Source organism: Shewanella aquimarina (assembly GCF_023349185.1).
Taxonomy (GTDB): domain Bacteria; phylum Pseudomonadota; class Gammaproteobacteria; order Enterobacterales; family Shewanellaceae; genus Shewanella; species Shewanella aquimarina.
Genome location: NZ_JAKIKY010000011.1, coordinates 156,858 through 179,042 on the forward strand (window position 1 = coordinate 156,858; position 22,185 = coordinate 179,042).

Genomic DNA, 22,185 nt, shown 5'->3' on the forward strand with positions numbered 1-22,185 from the left:
TCAACTTCCCCTTAAATAGACAGTTTCTTCACGCGCTTACCGCCCCAGATAGCGTTAACTATCGAGCGAGTACCCACGATGGCGGTGAACATAGAGGTCGCGATACCTATCATCAGGGTCACGGCGAAGCCTTTCACGGCGCCCGTACCCACGGCAAACAGGATCAAGGCCGTCATAAAGGTGGTGATGTTGGCATCGGCAATGGTTGAAAACGCGTTGCCATAACCTTCATGAATCGCCTGTTGTACGCTGCGTCCCGCTCGAAGTTCCTCACGAATACGCTCGTAAATCAGTACGTTACCATCAACCGCCATACCGACTGTCAATACCATACCTGCGATACCCGGCAACGTTAGCACGGCGCCAGGGATCATTGACATCACCCCAACCACCATCACTAGGTTAGCCGTCAGCGCCAGGTTAGCGATAAGACCAAAGCCACGGTAGTAGACCAGCATGAAGATCAACACGACCGCCATACCCCAGATCATCGCCTGCAGACCGTTATCGATGTTCTCGGCACCCAGGCTAGGACCAATGGTGCGCTCTTCAACAATAGAGACAGGCGCGATCAGGGCTCCCGCACGTAGCAAGAGAGCCAGGTTTTGCGCTTCAGAGTGGTCAAGCCCGGTGATCACGAAGTTGCGGCCCAGACGCGCCTGGATGGTCGCGACCGAAATCACCTCTTCGATCTTATCCATCTTCACGCTGCCGTCAGGGTTCTTGGCGCCGTTATCCTTATACTCGATGAACAGGGTCGCCATCGGCTTACCGATGTTGTCCTTGGTCACGTTCGAGAAGATAGAGCCCCCCTTAGAGTCTAGGTTAATAGACACCTGAGGACGGCTGTACTCGTCGAAACTTGGCTGTGCGCCCTGGATATGGTCACCGGTGAGCATCACCTCTTTATGCAGGGCCACTTTACCGCCCTCGCGGCGATCATAGATCTGCGAACCTGGAGACACGCGACCAGCTGCAATCGCCGCCGCATCGGCCTTCTCATCAACCATGTGGAATTCGATAGATGCAGTCGCACCCAGGATATCCTTGGCACGGGCCGTGTCTTGAACACCCGGCAATTCGACGATGATGCGCTCCGCACCTTGGCGCTGAACCACAGGCTCGGCAACACCCAACTCGTTCACACGGTTACGCAAAGTGGTGATGTTCTGCTGCAGCGCTTCCTCTTTCACTTGCTTGAGGTAGATCTCGCTCATGTTCGCCAGCAGCATGAAATCGCTGCCTGACGACGCATCGACGAACACCATCTCGTTAGTGCGGCTCTTGAGGAATCGTTCCGCCTTGGCTAAATTCTCGGCATCACGAAACTTGATCTCAATCCCTTTAGGGGTATTGCGAATACCCGCATAACGAATTTTTTCACCACGAAGATCGGTTCTGAAGTCGGCAATTTTTGCTTCTGTCATCTTGCGGATCGCCTCGCTCATGTCCACTTCCATCAGGAAGTGCACACCACCACGAAGGTCCAGACCCAGCTTCATCGGGCTACCACCCATAGACTCCAGCCACTGAGGCGTAGCCGGTGCCAGGTTAAGCGCCACGATATATTTGTCGCCGAGTACCTCGGCAATTGCTTCTTTCGCCAGCAGTTGCTGGTCCGCATCGGCTACACGTACCAATAGCTGACCGTTTTCCAACTCTGAACGCTTCACCGCGATGCCTTTCGCCGACAGGATGTCAGTGACTTCACTCTGAGTCGAAGCATTAACTTCCGCGCCACGTGTGGCCACGACCTGCACCGCGTGATCTTCACCAAATAAATTTGGTATTGCGTAGAAGGCACCGACGGTGATGATCAACGCCACCATCAGGTTCTTCCACATTGGGTATTTATTTAACACACCATCGCCCTCTTGGCTTAAAGTGACTTAACTTTCAACTTAAAGTGACTTAATAGACCCTTTAGGCAAAACAGCCGCTATGTAATCCTTCTTGATTGTGATTTCTGAGGTTTCGTTGATCGTCAGCAACACGTAATCGTTGTCATCGCTGATCTTGGCGATCTTACCCAGGATCCCACCACTAGTGAGCACTTCATCACCCTTGCTCAGCGAGCTCATCAGGTTCTTATGTTCCTTTACACGCTTAGATTGCGGACGGAAAATCATGAAGTAAAAGATCAAACCAAAAATGACCAGCATGAAAACCAGTTCCATGGTACCACCCGCACCATTTACCGGCGCATCGGCTGCGTATGCATTTGAAATGAACATATTTCTCTCTTCTTATTAGCAGTAAAATTAATCGGATAACTTAGGAACTTCGCGACCTTGACTGGTATAGAACTCCTCAACAAAGGCGTCTAATGTACCTGTCTCGATAGCGCCACGCAAACCTTCCATCAACATTTGGTAATAACGCAAGTTGTGAATGGTGTTTAAACGTGCTCCTAAAATTTCATTACAACGATCTAAGTGGTACAGATACGCCCGTGAGTAGTTCTTACAGGTGTAGCAATCACACTTAGCATCGAGTGGTGAAGTATCATCACGATGACGCGCATTGCGGATCTTGATAACCCCTTCACTGGTAAACAGGTGACCGTTGCGCGCGTTACGAGTCGGCATGACGCAATCGAACATATCGACCCCTCTACGTACCCCCTCAACGAGATCCTCCGGTTTACCTACCCCCATCAAGTAACGCGGCTTATCGGCCGGGATCTGCGGGCAGACATGCTCCAGAATGCGGTGCATATCTTCCTTAGGCTCACCAACCGCCAGGCCGCCGACGGCATAACCGTCGAATCCTATCTCTAACAAGCCTTTAAGGCTCTCATCGCGCAGGTCTTCATACACGCTGCCCTGAATAATCCCGAACAGCGAGTTAGGGTTTTCCAGACGGTCGAACTCATCGCGTGAACGCTGTGCCCAACGCAGCGACATCTGCATCGATTTACGTGCCTCGTCGTGGGTCGCCGGGTATGGCGTACATTCGTCGAAGATCATCACGACATCTGAGCCCAGCGAGTATTGGATCTGCATCGACTTTTCCGCGTCCATGAAGATCTTTTCGCCGTTAATTGGCGAGCGGAAGTGCACGCCCTCTTCAGTGATTTTACGAATATCGCCGAGACTAAATACCTGGAATCCACCCGAATCGGTCAGAATTGGACGCTGCCAATTCATGAAGTCATGCAGATCGCCATGCTTGCGCATGATCTCTTCACCAGGACGTAACCAAAGGTGAAAGGTGTTCCCCAGCAGAATATCGGCGCCCGTGGCGCGCACTTCTTCTGGCGTCATCCCTTTAACCGTACCGTAGGTGCCCACAGGCATGAATGCCGGGGTCTCTACCGTACCGCGTTCGAACACTAAGCGACCACGACGCGCGCGGCCATCGGTTGTATCTAATTCAAATTTCATTTTTAACCTCGCCAGAGAAACAGTCTGACTCTCTTCGTGCCATTAAAACAGACACAGCTGAACAATAGAGATAAGGGCAAACAACTGAGTATCAACCCTCATCAGCAAAAATCTCTAAAAAAATACCCACCTCAAGTGTGGGTGGGTATTTTAAAGCAAAATCATCGCTTAGATCGCTTTTTTAGTCACAAACATGGCATCGCCATAGCTGAAAAAGCGGTATTTTTGTGCAATCGCGTGCTGATAGGCGTTTTTCACCTCATCGAAGCCAGCAAAGGCACTGATCAACATGATGAGGGTCGATTCCGGCAGGTGGAAGTTAGTCACCATGGCGTCGACAATCTGAAACTCATAGCCTGGGTAGATAAAGATGTCTGTGTCGCTGCTGTAGGCCTTAAGCTCCCCTTCGCTGGCCTTGGCCGCGCTTTCAAGCGAGCGTACCGAGGTTGTGCCCACGGCGATGACACGATTACCCGCCGCCTTAGTGGCTTTGATCTGGTCCACCACGTCCTGAGGCACCTCGGCCCACTCAGAGTGCATCTTGTGATCTAAGATACTGTCGACTCTGACCGGCTGGAAGGTGCCCGCGCCCACATGCAGGGTCACGAAGGCAACATTTACTCCTTTCTCTTTCAGCGCGGCGAGCAGGGCATCGTCAAAGTGCAGACCCGCCGTCGGTGCAGCCACCGCGCCAGGGTTCTGGTTATAGACTGTCTGGTAGCGCTCCTTATCGGCATCCTCATCGGGACGGTCGATATAGGGTGGCAGTGGCATATGGCCGACCTCTTCGAGCACCTCGAGTATGATGGACTCGCTATTGAGCTCAAGTTCAAACAAAGTATCATGACGGGCGAGCATGGTCATCTCATAGCCGCCATCTAAGCAGATGATGGTGCCGGGCTTAGGTGACTTGGAGCTGCGCACATGGGCCAGAATACGCTTGTCGTCCAGCATACGCTCGACCAAGATCTCCAGCTTACCGCCGGTTTGTTTCTGACCGAAGACGCGCGCCGGGATCACTCTGGTGTTGTTGAACACCATGAGATCGCCGGGGTTAACCATCTCTAGGATATCGGTAAATTGCCTGTCTGCTACCGCGCCGCTATTACCATCGAGTGTCAATAGTCGGGACGCCGTGCGATTAGGCATGGGATAACGGGCGATCAACTCATCGGGAAGATCGAAAGAAAAATCGGCAACGCGCATAGTCTGTCTCTGCTTAGCATAAATCGGCCGCTAGTCTATTGGCTGATGATGATAAGATCAAGACACAGGGCTTAGCTGGCCTTCTTCTCCTTGTCAGCCACGGCAATATTGGCTTGCAGATCGAAGCTGGCTTTACGGTAACTGTGCTGTTCGAAGGGAATATCGACCTCGACCCGACGCCGTTGAGAGGAAGATTTTTTGCCTAGACGTTTCATTAACCAGTTCCACATCATCCATGATCCTTTAAACCGATAATTAATATGAAGGGTGCTAGGTGCACATCCTGTTGATCCCAGTATCCAGGCATACGGTCCGTTAAAGATAACGCCGCGTCAGATAAAGGTTTCATCACACCTTTGGGCATGATAACGTGAAAAGCGTGAATTAACAAAGCAATTAAACTTTATCTAATGAACTTTTTGGCTCATCTGCACCTGGCAGATAACAGTAAAACCAATCTCGCCGCTAATCTCGCCGGTGATTTTGCCAAGGGTAATATCGCCGATCATCCCAAAGCCCTGCAACAGGGGATCTGGCTGCACAGGCAGATAGATACACTTACCGATAGCCACGAACTCACCAAGGAACTCAAGGCCGCATTTCCTAAGACGCTGCAACGCGCCGCGCCGATACTGATCGATCTGTCTTTTGACCATATGTTGGCAAAATATTGGGAAGAGTATCATCACCTGCCGCTGCCCGACTTTGCCCAGCAGGCCTATCAGGCGCTCAGCAGCGCCGAGGAACTACCGGGCAAACTGAGCGATATCATAATGCGCATGCAGCAGGAAAACTGGCTTATCGCCTATGAGAGCCGTGAAGGACTGAATCAGACCATCAAGGCGGTGAGCCGCCGCGTCTCCAAGCCGGAAATTTTTGATGGCGCCATCGACACTGTGAAGCGGATGGATACCGAGATAGAAATAGCCTTTCGCACCTTCTATCCGCAGCTGATGGCCTATAGCCGCATCTGGACTCGCCAGACACCACCCGAATATCTCTAGTCCGCCATGTCTAGTTCACAGGCTCAATGCCAAACTAAAGGCCAGTAACTGTGTCTTCGCTATTCAAAAGAGTGGTAAGCCGCCCGTTAAGCCACCTGGCGCCTTACCTGAACCCCAGGCGCAAAAGATACCGCTATCTCAGAGACGCAGCCCTTGTGGCACTATTTGCCTTTGCCCTGCTCAGCTACCAGCAGCGTAATATGATATCGGGCGAGGCGCCCCCCCTACGCGGCATCACCACCCAAGGCCATCCGGTCACACTCGAGCAAGGTGAGGTTACCCTGGTCTATTTCTGGGGCACCTGGTGCCCGATATGCCGTGTCACCTCCCCCATGGTCAATAGCGTGGCCAATGAACACAGGGTGATCAGCATTGCCGTCGCCTCAGGCTCAGATAACGAGATCAACCAATTCATGGCAGAGCATGGCTATCAGTTTGCCGTCATAAGTGATAGAGAAGCACTACACCAGGACTGGGGTGCCAGCGTATTTCCCGCCATCTATATCATCGACAGACAGGGGCAGATCCGCTTTAAGACCTCTGGTGCCACCAGCAGCTGGGGCATGAGACTCAGGCTGTTGCTCGCCAGCTGGTGACCTGCCGCCAAGGCCGACGGGGCATAGATAAGCTAAACCAGCTGGTATTTCTCCAGGCGATAGAGAAACGCCTTGTAGCTCAGGCCCAAACATTTCGCCGCCTTGGTACGATTGCCCTCGAAGCGGCTCAAGGCCTGGCGCAGACAATCCTTCTCGAAGCTCTCCCACTCGATACCCTCGTCAGGCAAGACAAAGCGAGCCGTATCAAGCGGCCGCGGCGCCGCGTTAAGCTCATGCACCATCTCCTCTTCATCTGTGAGCAAGACGAAACGCTCGATACGGTTAGCCAACTCACGCACATTGCCCGGCCAGCTGTAATCAAGCAGCGCCTTGAGGGTATCCCGGCTCAGCTTGGGCACGTCCACACCGTATTGATTGGCATGCAGCTTAAGAAAATGTTCCACCAGACGGCCGATATCCTCTTGACGCTCCCGCAGGGCCGGCATATGAATGGGGACGACATTGAGGCGATAATAGAGATCCTCACGAAAACGCCCCTCGGCCACCTCCTGCTGCAGATCTCTATGGGTCGCGGCGATCACCCTGACATCTAGCTTTATCTCACTGTTCTGCCCGAGGCGAGAGATCACCCCCTCCTGTAGAAAACGCAGCAGCTTGGTCTGCTGCAGTAGAGGCAGTTCGCCTATCTCATCGAGAAAGACAGTGCCGCCATCGGCCGCCTCTAGCTTGCCTATCTTCTGGGTATTAGCGCCCGTATAGGCTCCCTTCTCGGCCCCGAATAACTCAGCCTCGGCCAAAGATTCGGGAATGGCACCACAGTTGATGGCGATAAAGGGCTTATGGCTGCGGCCCGACAGCTGATACAGCGCCCGCGCCGCCAGCTCCTTGCCCGTGCCACTCTCGCCGCCGATGAGCACGGTCGCGTCGGTGGCACTCACCCGCTGCACCCTCTGATACACCTTCTGCATCTGGGCGGAGCGCCCCACCAGCCCCACCAGCTCCTGCTGCTGCGATAGCTCAGAGGAGAGGCGGCGGTTCTGCCGCTTCAGGGCGATAGACTTGGCTACTTTCTCTATGGCCAGCAAGAGGCTCTGACGCTGATAGGGCTTAGCCAGATAATCGTCGGCGCCCGCCTGCATGGCGTCCACCGCATGGGTGATGGTGCCGTAGGCGGTAGCGATGATAAAGCCCATGTCGGGGTGTTCACGGCGCACATAGTTGAGCAGGTCCATGCCGGTCAATTGTCCCAGCTTCCAGTCGGAGAACACCAGATCCGGCGCGGACGCCTTAATCATCACAATCGCCTGCTCGACGCTATCGGCGCTCTCCACCTGATACTGGTTTGCCGCTAACATCTGCACGATTAAGGCTCTTTGATCCGGCTCATCCTCAACCACCAAAATATGCAACTTAGGCTGCTCCATCATACTTCCTCTGTCTGGGGCTTAGATTCATCTGAAATAGGTTTGGCGAAATAGAGGGTCACCAGGGCGCCTCCCCCTGGATTATCCGCAAAGGTGATGCGTCCACCATAATGGCCTTGGAGCAACCGCTCGGCGATATAGATCCCCATGCCGGTCCCCTCAGCCTTGGTGGTCACATGGGGCTGCGCCAGCTTATCACGCACCTCGGGGCTAATTCCCTTACCTGTATCGGCCACCTTTAAGATATAACTCTCATCATCTTCCGCCAGAGTCAGATCGATACGGCCCGTGTCCGGGGTCGCCTCCACCGCATTTATTACCACGGCATGCAAGATGCTACGGATCTCAGACTCGGCTCCCTGCACCTTGAGAGCGACATTGTCACAGTGAAAGGCGATGCTGGGCTTGCTACCGTTGATCGACAGTTCCAGCAAGATATCTTGAACCGTCGCCGCCAATGGCACCCATGACTGGCGATTCACCTGGGTGCTCGACAGTGTCAGCAAAGATTGAATGCTCTTATCCATCATGGCGATCTTCTGCTGCATCTGGCTAAGCAACTTGTTGGCATCATCCATAGATGCCGACTGAGCGGCGGCCTCAGACAAGAGCCCCAGGGTATGCAGGGGATTACGCAGGCTGTGGGCTATTCCCCGGGTCACCTCACCCAGTTCGGCCAGCTGTTTTTGCTGCGCCATCTGTTTCTTCTGCTCGCTTAATGAGGCAAGCTGGTGACTCATCTTATTAAAGCCATTGAGTATGCTCTTCAGCTCTTTGACGCCACGCTCATCCACCTGATAACCAAGATCCCCCTGTCCCAACTTCTTGTGCCCCTGCGCGAGGGCCGACAGCGGCGCACTGATCACATGACTGAGCATATAAACCAGCAACAACCCGACCAAGGAGCTCATCAAAATCGCCCCTATCATGGACTCGCTGAAGCGTTCCAACTGCTCGTTAGTCTCCTGATTGGGGAGATTGATATCGTGGGCAAACTCCACGGCGACTCTGCCCTTCTCCGGTGTGGTAGGCGAGATAGGTGCGTCTATGATGGCCACGTTGCCCTTATCCAGCCAGCTATTGGCGTCTATCTCTATCTGACTCACCGCTTCATGTAAACGTCGACGATACTCATCGGCGGCCTCTCTCTTCGCCTCGGCAATACTCGCTTTCTGGCGCTGCTTAAGCTCTCTTTCGTAGGCCATCATGGCATTGAGATGGTCCCTCAGCTCCTGCTGCTTGGCGGCTAGTTTGGCACGGAAGAAGGCTTTCTGCTCGGCAGAGGCCTCGTCCGCCTCCATCTCCATTTGCACCACCTCTTCGCTGAGCTGCGCGATCGCCTCGGAAACCGATTCGATATCCTGCTCAAACTCCTGCCTGAGCGCCTCTGCATCCTCGACTGACGCCTGCATCGCCGCCTCATCGAACTGCACCACGAACTCCTGTTCGCTGCCCACGTTATCGATCAGCACCTTTACCAGGTTTTGCGACAGGTCCCTCGAGCGCTCACTCAACTCGCTCTGTAGCTGCGCCTTATAGAAATGGGAGATCAGCAGCTGGCTGCCACCCAATATCAGAATAAGCGCGCCAAACAGCACAAACAGATAACCTTTAATCGACATAGAGCCCTCAAGTTTCGGTGAAAACGCCGCATTGGCACCATCGAAGATAAATCGTCGCGTGCCTGCCCCTCAGGTTATACAAAAACAGTACCAAGATGAAACCCCTTGTGGATCACTCTATTAGGCAAGTTGCCAATAAGTCCTCGTGGCCTTCTCTTTAGTAGCGCAAGGCTTACGGGTCTGTAAAGCCGATGCAGAGCACAAATGGGACTTGTTCGCACCTTCCTTAGCACCGAAGTAGCAGTATAGTTAGCACCGAGGTAACAGTATCGCTCGATAGATTTCCCCATATCAGGAATGCCATGACCCATTTGAGGGTAAACCGCTAGGGAACAATATCTCTGTCTTCATGGCTAAAGTTTCGCAACTCCTTATCTAGCCTGGATTTCGTCAATTTGGCACGGCCTTAGCAAGGCATAGGGAAATCATTCATCACTATGGAAGGAAAAACCATGAAACTCAATAAACTAACTTCGCTCATCGCCTGCTCTGCGCTACTGTCATTTACCTTGGCTGCGGTGCCCACCGACCTACGCCAAATCGATTTTAATGATAGCCAAATCAATGCCAAATTGATTCAGGATGGCGGTGACGCCACTAAGCTGACCTTGGAGCTCGAAGGGAAACAGCACAACTACAGCTTCAGTCAAGAGGAGATGAAAGACGAGCAACTCATCCATCAGAAGCTCGCCAAGCTCCCTCGAGAGACCCAAGATAAGATGGTACGCCTGCTCAAACAGATCAACGGTGACGAACACCACTACCATTACCTGCGACACGATAAACTGTCTGAGGCCGATCAGGCGAGGATGGACGCGCTCTCCAAGAAGATGGCCAAGAAAGAGGCTGAACTGGCCAAACATATCGCCAAGATAGAAGTTAAAGTAGCAGCCAAAAGTGCAGAAATGGCGGCAAAAAGAGCCGAAATGGAACGCAAAGCCGCTGAACTTGAGGCGAAAGCCCGAGACTTTGAGGTGATCATCGACGCCCATGATGGCGAATTTAATCACGACATCGAGCTGCTATCGGACGATATCGCCGAAATCGCCACCGAGATAGCGGAGATCGAAATGAAATATCATGGAGACGGCGAGCGAGAGTTCATCGTGATCAGAAGTGACGGTGACGAGGCTGACGTCGAAGAGCTGCTCCATCTGATCGAAAGCGGCAAGTTAAGTGACGCCCAAAAACGCAAACTTCAACAGGCCCTAAACAATGATGATCGCAAATAAATGAAAATGTGAACAACGCGATAGAATACGCCACCGCCCCAAGGTAATCTGCCACCAAGCTGTTTATTCACTCTACAATTCGAGGCAATTATCATGTGGTGGCGCATTCTTATCATCTTTCTCGCTTTTGCACTTCTGGGGGCCCATTTTATGCGCTTCGGCCAAACGCTGATCAGCGCAGCTTTCATCGCGGCGCCACTACTCCTATTTATTCGCCATGTGGCCATCACCCGCAGCCTACAGCTGGTGCTTATCTTAAGCGCCATCTTCGTCTGGGGTTTGAGCGGTTTTGATTATGTACAGATGCGCATCTCGATGGATGCCCCTTGGGTAAGGCTTGCCTTTATCATGTCAGCGGTGACCCTGTTTACCCTCTTGGCCTCTTACTGCTGTCAGGGCGTACAACGCCTGCGACAGGCGAAGCGCTAGACCACACAGGATACCTGGCCGACCGCCATCCCTTGAGACAGGCGCTTGGCCAGCGTTTGCCGCGCCAGCGCATCGACCAAGACGTTAAGCAGTGCCGTCACCAAAAGCAGGTAGAAGGCGTTGTTGTAGCGTATCTCACTAAAGGCACTATCTATATAGAAGCCTAGGGTCATTATCCCCAGCACCCCAAAGATCGCGGTTTCCCGCAAGATCACCTCGAAGCGATAGAAGAGCAGCGACATCAGGTTCGGATAGATTCGCGGCAACACCTCATAACCATAGTGATCGCTGCGGCGCTGATACAGGGCGCTTGGTGTGATCAGCCTATCCTGGCGCGTCAGCAAGTAGGCGATCAGGGCGCCGTTGTGCAGCCCCAAGGCTAGCATTGCAGGCAACATCGAGGGGCCGCACAGCATCATGAAGATAAATGCCAGAATATACTCAGGCATGGAGCGCATGATCAGCAGCAAGAGCTGTCCTAAGGGCATAGAATACTTACTGCGGCTATGCATGCTGGTGAAACGATGCCCAAGCAGTGCAAGCAGATGAGTCAGTCCCAATGCGCTTACCGCCAGTACCAAGGTCGCCCCCACACCGGGTAAAGCCTGCTCAAAGGTCAGGCGCTGCCACCAGCTGGCAAATCGGGTAAGCCCTTGTGTCAGGTTCTGCTGACCATGGAGCAGCTCGCGGATACCTGGGGGGAGAATATCGAAGGTTAAGAACTGCCAGACCAGCTGCAGATCGACGCCTGTCATCTTAGGCAAGGTCAACAGCGCAGCCAACAGATAGAGCGGCAGCAGACGGCGACGCGACCAGAGCGGGATGGTGCCAATCAAAACCACGAAGAGGATGAGCAGCGCCGCCCCCTCATGATACTTGCCCTGGCGAAATGCAGTCTCTAGGTAGAAGCCGAGCGTCGGCATACCAATAAAGCCCAATACGGCGCTGCTGCGCAGGGCACACTCGAAACGATAACGTACGTAGGCCAGCATCAAAGGCAGCACGTGGCCTAGCTTACCGTAACAATAAGCGCTCAACCTGTCACAGCCAAAGGGCAGCGTTTCCCTGGTGGTTCCCGGCGCCTGTTGCAATATGTCATGGAAGACCCGGGCAAAGGTCGCGCCATAGGGTAAGGCGATCGCCAGCACGCCAGTTAACGGCGACAGGCCAAAGACTTGCAGGAAGAGCAGTGCCCAGAAGATCTCATGGATCCCCCGCACCATGGCGCAGACGCCCGCCACCAAAGGCGAGCGATAAACCAGCGCCAAAGGCGATCCAAGCAGTAAACCCAAGGTCACACCGAGTAAGGCGAAACTCACCGTCTGCCAAAGGGCATTAACCAGTGATTCGGTCGCGAAGAAATCTGGCCTCAGCAGCCCCTGCCCCATGCGCAGCAACTCGCCCCAGGGATCCAGGCTAATGATCTCGATATCGACAAACAACAGGCTGACACCAACCAGCAGCCAGAGGCCTAATGTCAGCCGCTGCCAGGGACCGACAAACTTAAACATCTTGAGTGGTCGCCATTTGGGTATCGAAGAAGTGGGACAGTTGCTCACCATCGAGTTCACTCGCAGGCTTATCGAGCACTAACTTGCCCTCGCTAAGCCCTATTATGCGATCGAAATGTTTCAGTGCCAGCTCACTATCGTGCAGCACCATGATAACCGTCTCATGGCGCGCCTTGACCAGGCTAAGCAGGCGCTGAGCCATCACTGGGTCCAGGGCGGAGAATGACTCATCGCCGATGAAGGTCGGTTTTTCCTGATAGAGTGCCCGTGCCAGGGCAACCCGTTGGCGCTGGCCACCGGATAGTGAAGAGACAGTTTTTTGCAGCGGCGCCTCGAGGTACAGCTCAGCACACAGCCTGGCCACCTCTTCACGTCTCGCCGCCATTGGCCAGGCGAGATTCAATAGGTTATAGGCAGAAGAGTGCCTGGCCAAAGCGCCCATATAGACGTTATGAAACACGCTCAGGGCATCGACCAAACCTTGGGACTGACTGCACAGGGCAGCATCTTGTTTAAGCTGCTGATAGATATAGCCGAGCAGCGTCGACTTACCCGCTCCCGAGGGGCCGACTATGGCTAAAGACTCTCCCTGCTTAATCGACAAGTCGAGATCGTCGATGACCCGAGTCTCGCGATAACTCAGGGAGAGTGATGCTATGTGAAGCACAGAATTAGTCTAACAGGCCGATCGCCGTCGCCACAGACTCGATTGGCTCGTAGTCTGCGTTATCGGCCTCAACAAACGACTGACGCGGGAAGCTGGCCAGTAGATCTGGATCTTTCATCTCTAGCAGGGCCTTGGTCAACTTCTCGGTAAAGCCATCACCGAAGCGCTGATCGGCATCGGCACGTACCGTCCACTGATAGTCTGGATAGGCAGGTGTTTCCCAGATAACCTTTACCTTGCTGGTATCGACAGTGCCGTTGGCTACAGCCGTTTCCCACACCTTATAGTTTACCGCGCCCACCTGATAGGCACCGGCCTCTACCTGGGCTATGGTGCGGCTATGATCGCCAGAGAAACCGATTCGGGTAAAGATATCCTTCACCTGTTTGCCCATATTACGCTCAATATAAAACTGCGGCATCAGGCGACCAGAGGTAGAACCTTTCGAACCAAAGGTAAAGGTATAACCGTTCAGGTTAGGAAAGTTGCTTGATTGCTCGAGCGGCGTCGAGGCATTGGCGATAAAGAAGCTCTTAAAATATTGATCTTCATAGCCCTGAGCGATGGCCTGTGAGCCTGGTACCAGGCGTCTTGCCTGCACCCCAGATAGGCCGCCAAACCAGGCCAACTGCACCTGATTATTACGAAATGCCGTTACGGCTGCGGCGTATGATTTCACCGGCACATAGTTCACCTCAACGCCTAGCTCGGCCTCCAGGTACTTAGCCACCTTGTTAAAGCGTGTCTTGAGCTGACTCTCGTTTTCATCCGGAATCGCGGTAAAGGTAAAGGTCTCGGCCAAGGTCGCCGGCACAAACAGACAGGTAAAGATCAGGGGTAAAATTTTAGCGAAGGACATATCCAGGCCTAATAGAGTATAAAATTAACCGGATTCTAACCATTTGACAGGCAAATTAACAGGTACAAGAAGCCCCTATTGCTCACAAAATGCTAACGACTAAAGCCTGTTTGAAGATGAGTCAGTCCCTGTTAAGCTAACCTATTATAAAGTAATGTTTTATAAAACGTCCTCCGCTTGGTTAACAATTGCCCAACCGGCTAACTAAGCGAGAACACAAATAAACGATAGGCAAAACATATGAGAATTTTGGTCGTTGAAGATGATCCCCTCCTGTCCCACCACCTCAAGGTACAGCTGAGTGAATTAGGCAACCAGGTTCAGGTTGCCCTGACCGCCAAAGAGGGCTTTTATCAGGCGACTAACTACCCCATAGACATCGCCATCATCGACCTGGGTCTGCCGGATCAGGATGGTATTGCCCTGATCCAATCGCTACGTAAGGCAGATCTCAAGGCACCCATCCTCATCCTGACCGCCCGGGTCAACTGGCAGGATAAGGTCGAGGGGCTAAACGCCGGCGCCGACGACTACCTGGTAAAGCCCTTCCAGAAAGAGGAACTGGTCGCTAGACTAGACGCCTTGGTGCGCCGCAGTGCAGGCTTCGTCAAACCGCAGATCACCAGTGGCCCCCTGGAGCTGGATCTGGCCGCTAAGCAGGTCACACTGGATCAGAGCCCGATGGAAGTTACGGCCTTCGAATATCAGATTCTGGAATACCTGATGCGCCACTGTCACGAGGTGGTCGCCAAACAGCGACTACTGGACGTGATCTATGGCGATAAGGAGGGTGATCCCAACACCATAGAGGTGATGGTGAGCCGCCTACGCAAGAAACTCTCCAAGGGTGGCCTGGAAAACCCCATCGCCACCATTCGTGGTCAAGGCTACAAGTTTAATCTGCCATGCAAATAAGGTTTAAGCCCAAGCAACGTTTGCTCACGCGGATGTTTCTCACCTCACTCTCCATCATCGCCCTGGTGGGCTTCGGCCTGGCCTGGCTGGTCAATTTGTTATACGCCCAAAATAGCTATAACGAGGAGACCGCCGAGCTTATCGCCGAGATTCCCAAGGTGGCCGCCGAACTGAGGGAGCACGACCTGATCCCCGAAACCTCTGAGTGGCTGGAGGAGAACAACACCCCCCAAAAATATATCATCGCCAGCTGTGATGAGGAGTTCAAACAGGTGTGGACCTCCTCCCTAGCCGTGGATCGCGGCCTGTTCGACACTTGTGAGCGCTTCAACGAGATACGCTTCGACTCACCGCCCTACTACCTCAACCTCGCAGACAGTAAAAACTACTTCGTCTATCTGCTGTCGGTGGAGATCGCCAAGCACAAATACAACCTCTTGGTGATGAAGGATGCCCAGAAGCTGGAACAGGAGTTCGACAAGTTCAGCCGCCGCACCTACTGGCGTTTAGGCATGATCTTGGCCCTGGCCCTGGTGCTATTGATCAGCGCAGGTTACTGGGGGATGCGACCTCTGGTTCGTATGCGTAACGAACTACAACAGGTCAGCAGCGGTAAGGCCAAGGCGCTCTCGGAGGATTATCCAGTAGAGCTCGAAGGTGTCACCCAGGCACTTAACCAGCTGCTGGTGCAGTCGAGCGCGCAGCAAGAGCGATACCAAAATGCCATGAATGACCTGGCCCACAGCCTGAAGACGCGCCTGGCGGCGGTGCACGCCATTACAGACGACCAGAGTTTGAGTAAGGCGGGCGCCAGCGAGAAGATCATGGAGCAGGTCAGCCAAATGGATCACTTGGTCAAGTATCAGCTCAAGCGCGCCATGCTGGGGCGCAAGGGACTTAAGCAAGAACAGACCCTGGTCGCGCCGCTGATCGACCAGCTATCGCAGATGTTGTTTAAGGTCTACCGTGACAAGCAGATCCAATTTAGCGCCGATATTCCGGATGATCAGGTGTTCCCCGGCGACAAAGGGGATCTGATGGAGCTGTGTGGTAACCTGATGGAGAACGCCTTCAAGCTATGTATCAGCAAGGTAGCGGTCACCGCCCATTACGGCGATAACAGCGAGTTTATCTTGATCGTGGAAGATGACGGCCCGGGGGTACCCGAGGCCATTCGTCAACGTATCATTGAGCGCGGCGTGCGCGCCGACACTCAGAAGGCTGGCCAAGGCATAGGACTTGCCGTCTGTAACGAAATCGTCTCCAGTTACAACGGCAGCCTCAGCATAGATACCTCATCCCTCGAAGGGGCGAGGTTCACCATCAAGATCCCGCTTTAACCCACAGGGGCGTAAAGCTTCTCGGCGCGGTTAAACATCACCCAGGAGGTGGCGATATACTTATCGCCACTGATGGGCATATTGCCCCTGTGACTGTGAGTGAAGCCTGCCGGCGCAATCACCATGGTGCCCTTCTTCGGCTTAATCTTACGCTGCTGATAGAAGAACTCGGTTTCACCGCCCTCTTCCACATCGTTTAGATAAAACATATAAAGCACGACCCTGTGCAGCGCCTCATTGTGTCCCATCTGGGGGAATTGCTCAGAGTGCCAATGGGGATAGCCCCCCTTGCCCTGCTGGTAGTGTTGAATATTAATGGTGCCGCTGCGATACAGGTACTGCACCAAAGGCTGTACCCTGTGCCTTCCCAGGGTATCGAAGTTGTCTGGGGTCAGCGTCTGTGGCTTACCCTGTTCGTCCGCCAGAGTGACCGCCACAGCTCCCATCAACCCCAGGGCATATTTTTCAAAATATTGCGCGCTGTGTTTTAGCGTATAATTAAGGAGTTCGTTTCTCAGTGGCAGTAACTCCTGAAAGTTATCCATGGTTATGTCCCGGCTAATTTTCTTTTCCAGGTCAACACCATGACCCGTAATACCATCAATGACACCAGGATGTGTGTTGACGGTCTCCATGAGACGATCGCACAGTTCATCCGGGATGGCATTGGGGTAGACTTCGATGAAATCCATGTACAACTCGCTAATTTAGATAAATTTGTGATGTAACTATGCTGACACATAGCTTAAGTAATTGTAAAGCCAGCTGGTTCAGATAAAATAACGCGCAACTCAAGGCAAACGTAAAGACACATGAGCAGAAGCTGTAAGGTAAAAACAAACCAACTACAAATCGGCAACTTTGTTAGATTACCTGTCTCCTGGAAAGACCATCCCTTTCTATTTAATTCCTTTAGACTCAAGCAAGAAGCTCAGATCGAACTGATCAAAAAACTCGGTATCGAGTATGTGTTTGTCGACCTGGACAAGAGCAGCGCGCCGCCACTGGGCAAAGAAGATGCCTACGATGCCCCCAGCTTTCGAGATGAAAACGACCTGACACAGCTCAGTCAGCAGATGAATCAAAATAAGCAAGAGCGTATCGAGCACCTCAAGAAACTCAGGCGCGATCTCAAGAAAACCGAGCAGGAATTTGACCGCTCGGTCGCCATGATGCGTAACCTAGTAGCCAAGCTGAGAAATCGCCCGCTTAACGCCATTTCCGACGCCAAGGAGCTGATCAACAGCATCACCGAAGAGCTGCTCAACTCTGACAACCTTGTACTGCACCTGATGAGCGACGCCAAAGACAGCGACGGGATCTACTATCACTCCCTCAACGTGGCGGTGCTCTCCATGATGATCGCCAAGGAGCTGGATTGGCCAAGAGAGGATATCGAGGCGGTCGGTATGGGCGCCCTGTTCCATGACACGGGCAAGCTCAAGATCCCACCCCAGCTGCTACGCAAGAAGACGCCGCTCACCCAGCCCGAACTTAACTTCATCAGGCAACACCCGGCCATGGGGATAGAACTGTTGAAGCTGGCCAATAACTTCCCCGAAGATGCGGCGCCAATCGTCAGAGATCATCACGAATTTCTCGATGGTAGCGGCTATCCTAGGGGCTTGAAGGCGGAACAGATCAGCCTGCCGACCCAGCTGGTTGCCGCGGTAAATCTCTACGATCAGCTCTGCCACCCAGAGGGACAGGTGAAGGCTCGAACTCCCTATGCAGCGCTGGGCTACCTGTATAAAAACTACAAGGAGCGGCTCAATCAGGAGGCAATAGGTAAGCTCATCAAGATGCTCGGCGTCTATCCGCCTGGCAGTGTGGTGGAGCTTTCCAGCGGACAATATGCCATGGTGATGGCGGTGAACCTCGAGAAAATCCTCTTCCCACGGATCTTGGTATACGATGCCTTAGTGCCTAAAGAGCAGGCGCCTATCGTGGATCTGGAGAGCGAAGGACTCACTATCGTCAGGTGTATCGCCCCCTCGGCTCTACCTGAAAAGATCTTCAAATATCTGAGCCCCAGAGAGCGCGTCAGTTATTTCTTCGGTGGCGATAAGAAGGCTTAAAGCACGCCTGACTGTCTTTCTCCGCAGGCCAGACTAAAATTAGAATACTGGCCTTGCATTATGGTGTTTATGCGCTAAGGGGAAAGAGTATGGTAGAGCTACCCGATTTCGACAGCCTGAAATGGCTGGCGCAGCACGCGCCGCAGCAACTGGCTACCCTGCAGAAAAACCTCAACAAGGCCTTGATCAACGAGGCCAATGCCAACAACCGAGCCCAGCTGGAAACCATTCGCCATCACCTCGAGTTCAAGCTATCGCGCTGCGCCACGCCTTACGCCCGCAGCTATATGGCGCTGCAGCTGATGAACGATAAATTCATCGCCTTAAACCAGGTGATCAATCAGCCCGACCTTTACACGGAAAACAGAGCCAAGGTGCTCTGTTATCCAGGTAAATAGCCTAGAGCATGAGGCTTGAAGTATGAGGCGTGAGACTTAGTCCAAGCTAAGCCGTAACAACTAGCCTAAACTTAGAGCCAGCCTTTGCGTTTAAAGAAGAAATAGGTCGAGGCCGCACTACCAATCATCATCATGATCGCCATCGGATAACCCCATTGCCATTCGAGCTCAGGCATATTGGTAAAGTTCATCCCGTAGGCGCTGGCAATCACAGTAGGAGGCAGGAAGATCACCGCCGCAACCGAGAAGATCTTGATGATCTTGTTTTGCTGCAGGCCACTGAAACCCATGGCCGCATCGAGCAAGAAGTTTAACTTATCGAAAATAAACTGACTGTGCGGCATCAGAGACTCGATATCCGACAACATCTCCCGTAGATCTTTAAGATCTTCCTCGGTCAACTTGCCACGATAATAACGCTGCATATAACGAAGAGAGCGCTGGGTATCGAGCAAACTCAGGCGGATCTTACCGTTAGAGTCTTCCTGCAAGGTGATAAGCTTAAAGACATCGTCCAGCTCGTCACTCTGAAACACCTGCTCGCCCACGTTGTCGAGCACTGAATAGACATCTTCGATGAGATCCGAGAGATAATCCACCTTGAGGTTGAACAGTTCTAGGAAGAGCGCCTGCGGCGTCTGCACCTCTAAGCGGCCTAGACGCAAATAGTTACGCAGTAGTCGGATCAGCCCTACATCGTCTTCCCTGAGGGTCACCAGAAACTGGGGGCGCAGGTTAAAGGAAACGTTCACCCCTTTTACGTCCTGCCCCACACGCTGGGGGAACAGGGAGTTGATGTGCAAGCCGTCCTTGTTTTGATAGAAACGTGCCGAGGCCTCAATTTCGTTAATATCTTCCTCGTCCGGCAGTTCCTCTGCCGAATAGCCCCTCAGCCATTCACGTTCGTCATCTTCAGGTTTGTAGAGATCTAGCCATAAGGTCCCCTCGGGAACACTGTCTCGAATATTCAACTCGACAATGGATAACTTATTCGCTTGAAAGACATAAGCCGTGATCATAGGACCTCCTGAAAAAGACACTTAGATGAAAACTTACCACATCCAAGCGCAGGGTATAATTTGGCGTTATTCTACCGAATAACACGCCATTGAACAGCCTAATTGACTGCTAATGAAGGGAATATAACCAAAATAAAAGTTTAGCCGTCAAAAAGAGAGCCTACCTCATATTTGGCGGGGTATCGGCAATCACAATTCGCTCTTGAGTCGACAATCGCACCTTTAGGCCATCTACTGTAGTAAAGGCATCAGTCTCTAATTCGCGTTTACGCACCTGATAGACCTCCTTCGAAGCCGCGGCTGGCGAGATAATGGTGACATAAACCACCTGATTCCCCTCTTGCCAGGACCAATACCAATAGGCGCCACTTCCCAGGAGCGCCAGGGCCGCAATACCAAAGGAGAGATACTTAAACACGATTCGTTGCCCCAACTGACTGGCAGTGGGTTGACTTGCCACCTTGGGCTTACGAAGATAGGCGATTGCGCCGGCAATCACTAACAGAGTCACTAAAATTTTAGTTAACACGCTACGCTCCTGGAATTAATTCCCACCATTGTAGGGCCTTAGTTTGCAAATTACTGTAACCCATCCCCCAGGATGCTCAAAAAGCCTAACGGCCACCTGTAAAGTTGTCCAACTGGGCTGCGAGGTGCTATAACACAGGTAAATTACTCTTTTCTCGGTTTACCATGAAATCTTTAATCCATTGCCTATTCCTGATCCCGCTATTATTTGTACAAGCGCACGCCGAAGTCACCATCACCCTACCCGATAGCGCCGAGCCACTGCTTCTTAACGGTAAGGATATCAGCAGCCATCGGCTGATCTCACAAAATGGTCAACAGCAGCTGGCCTTTAATGCCCGCGCCAGCTACCGCGAATTTGGCCAACAGAAGCGCTTCACCTCAGAGACCCTCATCGTCACCTTCTTGGGCGAGAACAATCACTACCGCGTCACCCTACCTAAAATCAACTCACCTAGATCAGCTGAAAAATTTAATGACGCCCCCCAAGTCAGTATCACGGATACTCAAGGCAATAAGGTCGCTTACAAGATAGATAAGTTGCTCAAGGATGGAATTCAGATAGGCCGCGATTACAGCGAAGAGATAAAGGCCTACAACATGGGCCAAGGCGTTGCGGCCATAGCGGTCAATCAGCTGGTCCAGATGGCACCTAACACCTCAACCAGAGCCTCGACCAGTACCTCAAGCGGCACGGCAAGTCCTGCGGCGGCCTCCACGACCTTGACAGCGCAGCAAACCACTGCGCCACAGGGCGCTCAGCCTGTTGGCCAGGCAACTAGTCAACCAAGCACTCAGCCTGTAACTCAAACAGGCACGTCACGCCGCGATCAGATCAATGTGGGCCAGATGTTAGACTTTTGGTACGAACAAGCAGATGAAGCCACCAGAGAAGCTTTTAAAAAGCGTTTAGGTCTGATTGAAAAAGAACAGAGAAATGGCCACTAACCTCACAGCAATAGCAGATTGAACTTAACGTGTTAATCTTCAGATATGCTAACTGAAAGCTAAGCTGCCCCAACCTGACCTGATCTAACCACCCGTTAACTATCAGCTCAGGTCTAAGCGAGTACACCTAAACGCAAGAAAGCCACCTGAATAAGGTGGCTTTTCACAGTTGTTTAGTCTTCACTCTTCTAAAAGCCAAACCCAAAGTAGCACCTATCATGACCAGTTTCGCGGAAAAATCAGATATTGCTACAATACTTACCTCACATAGGAGCGTAAGACATCCGTTTATCAAGCGAAGCTTGATGGATGACTGGAGCGCGAAGCAGCTATGCTGCGAACCGAGGGTCTAATGAATAAAGAGAAAAGGCGTCTGTCATGGCCAAATACTAGCTCACCCAATCTCACATGGGGTCGAAAGGCATCCGCTTATCATGCGAAGCTTGATGGATGGCTGCGAGCTGAGGGCCTGACCGCCATGGATGGCGGAAATGCAGTTTATGAATGGAACAATAAACTGCCACACTGCGTAAGTGGCTGTGTGCTGCGTGTGAAGTAGCACTTTCGCAGAGCGTAGAAAGCAAAAAGCCCTAGCGTTTTAGGCTAGGGCTTTTTGCTTTATTAGGCGTCTGGAAATGACCTACTCTCACATGGGGAGACCCCACACTACCATCGGCGCGATTGCGTTTCACTTCTGAGTTCGGGATGGGATCAGGTGGGGCCACAATGCTATGGTTTCCAGACAAATTCTTACTGGTTAATTCTTCGTCTGACGGCATTGTTTCCTCGCTGCAGTGCTCATGTACTCTAGTACACTCCGCGCTTCGCTTCGTTACGGCTTTGTCAGCCAAACAATTACCTGCGTAATTAACCGAAATAATAAATTTAGAAAGCTGTTTGAGTTCGCACTTCAATCAAGTACTTTGTATTCTTTTGATTCAGTAACCATCTTACGAAACCCTTTTGGGTTGTATGGTTAAGCCTCACGAGTCATTAGTACAGGTTAGCTCAACGCCTCACAACGCTTACACACCCTGCCTATCAACGTCCTAGTCTCGGACG

The 22,185-nt window shown here is 52.5% G+C and carries 22 protein-coding genes and 2 rRNA genes; 9 read left to right on the forward strand and 15 right to left on the reverse strand.

Going from position 1 to position 22,185, the window contains the following annotated elements:
- Window positions 1-11: 11 nt before the first annotated feature.
- From secD to L2731_RS14545, 5 genes are all read right to left on the reverse strand, one after another.
- Window positions 12-1,862 carry a protein translocase subunit SecD gene (gene secD, locus L2731_RS14525; RefSeq protein WP_249253872.1) on the reverse strand — a complete coding sequence of 617 codons (1,851 nt, stop codon included), beginning with the start codon at window positions 1,860-1,862 and terminating at the stop codon, window positions 12-14.
- A 39-nt stretch (window positions 1,863-1,901) separates the two neighbouring features.
- Entirely contained in the window at window positions 1,902-2,234 is a 333-nt protein-coding gene (gene yajC, locus L2731_RS14530) for a preprotein translocase subunit YajC (RefSeq protein ID WP_033539156.1), read from the reverse strand.
- A gap of 27 nt (window positions 2,235-2,261) precedes the next feature.
- Complete coding sequence (gene tgt, locus L2731_RS14535; RefSeq protein WP_041510937.1) at window positions 2,262-3,386, reverse strand: tRNA guanosine(34) transglycosylase Tgt; 1,125 nt, start codon at window positions 3,384-3,386, stop codon at window positions 2,262-2,264.
- Window positions 3,387-3,554: 168 nt separating this feature from the next.
- Window positions 3,555-4,592 carry a tRNA preQ1(34) S-adenosylmethionine ribosyltransferase-isomerase QueA gene (queA, locus tag L2731_RS14540; protein WP_249253874.1) on the reverse strand — a complete coding sequence of 346 codons (1,038 nt, stop codon included), beginning with the start codon at window positions 4,590-4,592 and terminating at the stop codon, window positions 3,555-3,557.
- A 71-nt stretch (window positions 4,593-4,663) separates the two neighbouring features.
- Complete coding sequence (locus L2731_RS14545) at window positions 4,664-4,807, reverse strand: hypothetical protein (protein ID WP_162484110.1); 144 nt, start codon at window positions 4,805-4,807, stop codon at window positions 4,664-4,666.
- Between the two features lie 195 nt (window positions 4,808-5,002).
- Here L2731_RS14545 and L2731_RS14550 point away from each other — a divergent pair, with 195 nt between their 5' ends.
- Complete coding sequence (locus L2731_RS14550; protein ID WP_239850973.1) at window positions 5,003-5,596, forward strand: acyl carrier protein phosphodiesterase; 594 nt, start codon at window positions 5,003-5,005, stop codon at window positions 5,594-5,596.
- A gap of 155 nt (window positions 5,597-5,751) precedes the next feature.
- On the forward strand, window positions 5,752-6,192 hold the full coding sequence (locus L2731_RS14555; RefSeq protein ID WP_249253876.1) for a protein disulfide oxidoreductase: 441 nt from the start codon (window positions 5,752-5,754) through the stop codon (window positions 6,190-6,192).
- A 32-nt stretch (window positions 6,193-6,224) separates the two neighbouring features.
- Here the strand turns inward: L2731_RS14555 and L2731_RS14560 are convergent, their stop codons facing one another.
- Both L2731_RS14560 and L2731_RS14565 read right to left on the reverse strand, forming a co-directional pair.
- Window positions 6,225-7,577, reverse strand: a complete 1,353-nt coding sequence (locus tag L2731_RS14560) for a sigma-54-dependent transcriptional regulator (protein WP_415837100.1) — start codon at window positions 7,575-7,577, stop codon at window positions 6,225-6,227.
- A complete protein-coding gene (locus L2731_RS14565) occupies window positions 7,577-9,199 on the reverse strand; it encodes a sensor histidine kinase (RefSeq protein WP_249253878.1) in 1,623 nt (540 codons plus the stop codon). Before L2731_RS14565 ends, L2731_RS14560 begins: the two co-directional genes overlap by 1 nt.
- A gap of 452 nt (window positions 9,200-9,651) precedes the next feature.
- On the opposite strand from L2731_RS14565, the gene L2731_RS14570 reads away from it, so the two are divergent.
- Window positions 9,652-10,431, forward strand: a complete 780-nt coding sequence (locus L2731_RS14570) for a hypothetical protein (protein WP_249253880.1) — start codon at window positions 9,652-9,654, stop codon at window positions 10,429-10,431.
- A gap of 150 nt (window positions 10,432-10,581) precedes the next feature.
- Window positions 10,582-10,860, forward strand: coding sequence for a hypothetical protein (locus L2731_RS14575; RefSeq protein ID WP_346429480.1), 279 nt, complete (start codon window positions 10,582-10,584; stop codon window positions 10,858-10,860).
- Here the strand turns inward: L2731_RS14575 and L2731_RS14580 are convergent.
- Genes L2731_RS14580 through L2731_RS14590 form a run of 3 tightly spaced genes read right to left on the reverse strand, consistent with a single transcriptional unit; the run spans window position 10,857 to window position 13,897 of the window.
- Window positions 10,857-12,371 (reverse strand): PhnE/PtxC family ABC transporter permease, encoded by a 1,515-nt coding sequence (locus tag L2731_RS14580; RefSeq protein ID WP_249253882.1) that lies wholly within the window; start codon window positions 12,369-12,371, stop codon window positions 10,857-10,859. The genes L2731_RS14575 and L2731_RS14580 overlap by 4 nt on opposite strands.
- Window positions 12,364-13,038 carry an ATP-binding cassette domain-containing protein gene (locus L2731_RS14585; RefSeq protein WP_249253884.1) on the reverse strand — a complete coding sequence of 225 codons (675 nt, stop codon included), beginning with the start codon at window positions 13,036-13,038 and terminating at the stop codon, window positions 12,364-12,366. Before L2731_RS14585 ends, L2731_RS14580 begins: the two co-directional genes overlap by 8 nt.
- Window positions 13,039-13,042: 4 nt before the next feature.
- On the reverse strand, window positions 13,043-13,897 hold the full coding sequence (locus tag L2731_RS14590) for a putative selenate ABC transporter substrate-binding protein (RefSeq protein WP_249253886.1): 855 nt from the start codon (window positions 13,895-13,897) through the stop codon (window positions 13,043-13,045).
- Between the two features lie 240 nt (window positions 13,898-14,137).
- Here L2731_RS14590 and L2731_RS14595 point away from each other — a divergent pair, with 240 nt between their 5' ends.
- Complete coding sequence (locus L2731_RS14595) at window positions 14,138-14,812, forward strand: response regulator (RefSeq protein ID WP_239850990.1); 675 nt, start codon at window positions 14,138-14,140, stop codon at window positions 14,810-14,812.
- The gene (locus L2731_RS14600) at window positions 14,803-16,152 is read left to right on the forward strand and encodes an ATP-binding protein (protein WP_249253888.1); all 1,350 of its coding nucleotides are present in this window, start codon (window positions 14,803-14,805) and stop codon (window positions 16,150-16,152) included. The genes L2731_RS14595 and L2731_RS14600 overlap by 10 nt, the downstream gene beginning before the upstream one ends.
- Here the strand turns inward: L2731_RS14600 and L2731_RS14605 are convergent.
- The gene (locus L2731_RS14605) at window positions 16,149-16,844 is read right to left on the reverse strand and encodes a 2OG-Fe(II) oxygenase (protein ID WP_249253890.1); all 696 of its coding nucleotides are present in this window, start codon (window positions 16,842-16,844) and stop codon (window positions 16,149-16,151) included. The two genes, L2731_RS14600 and L2731_RS14605, sit on opposite strands and share 4 nt — an antisense overlap.
- Window positions 16,845-16,964: 120 nt before the next feature.
- Here L2731_RS14605 and L2731_RS14610 point away from each other — a divergent pair, with 120 nt between their 5' ends.
- Window positions 16,965-18,230, forward strand: a complete 1,266-nt coding sequence (locus L2731_RS14610; RefSeq protein ID WP_249253892.1) for a cyclic di-GMP phosphodiesterase — start codon at window positions 16,965-16,967, stop codon at window positions 18,228-18,230.
- A gap of 89 nt (window positions 18,231-18,319) precedes the next feature.
- Window positions 18,320-18,628: a DUF3135 domain-containing protein gene (locus L2731_RS14615; protein WP_041510923.1), complete on the forward strand. Its 309-nt coding sequence runs from the start codon at window positions 18,320-18,322 to the stop codon at window positions 18,626-18,628.
- A gap of 71 nt (window positions 18,629-18,699) precedes the next feature.
- Here the strand turns inward: L2731_RS14615 and corA are convergent, their stop codons facing one another.
- Both corA and L2731_RS14625 read right to left on the reverse strand, forming a co-directional pair.
- On the reverse strand, window positions 18,700-19,647 hold the full coding sequence (gene corA, locus L2731_RS14620; protein WP_041510922.1) for a magnesium/cobalt transporter CorA: 948 nt from the start codon (window positions 19,645-19,647) through the stop codon (window positions 18,700-18,702).
- Between the two features lie 160 nt (window positions 19,648-19,807).
- Window positions 19,808-20,176: a hypothetical protein gene (locus tag L2731_RS14625; RefSeq protein WP_249253894.1), complete on the reverse strand. Its 369-nt coding sequence runs from the start codon at window positions 20,174-20,176 to the stop codon at window positions 19,808-19,810.
- Window positions 20,177-20,340: 164 nt separating this feature from the next.
- Between L2731_RS14625 and L2731_RS14630 the strand changes: the two genes are divergently transcribed.
- Window positions 20,341-21,123, forward strand: a complete 783-nt coding sequence (locus tag L2731_RS14630) for a DUF2057 domain-containing protein (protein ID WP_249253896.1) — start codon at window positions 20,341-20,343, stop codon at window positions 21,121-21,123.
- Between the two features lie 627 nt (window positions 21,124-21,750).
- On the opposite strand, the gene rrf is transcribed toward L2731_RS14630, so the two are convergent.
- Together rrf and L2731_RS14640 are read right to left on the reverse strand one after the other, a co-directional pair.
- Window positions 21,751-21,866, reverse strand: a 5S ribosomal RNA gene (gene rrf, locus L2731_RS14635).
- A 229-nt stretch (window positions 21,867-22,095) separates the two neighbouring features.
- Window positions 22,096-22,185, reverse strand: a 23S ribosomal RNA gene (locus L2731_RS14640); the annotation flags it as partial.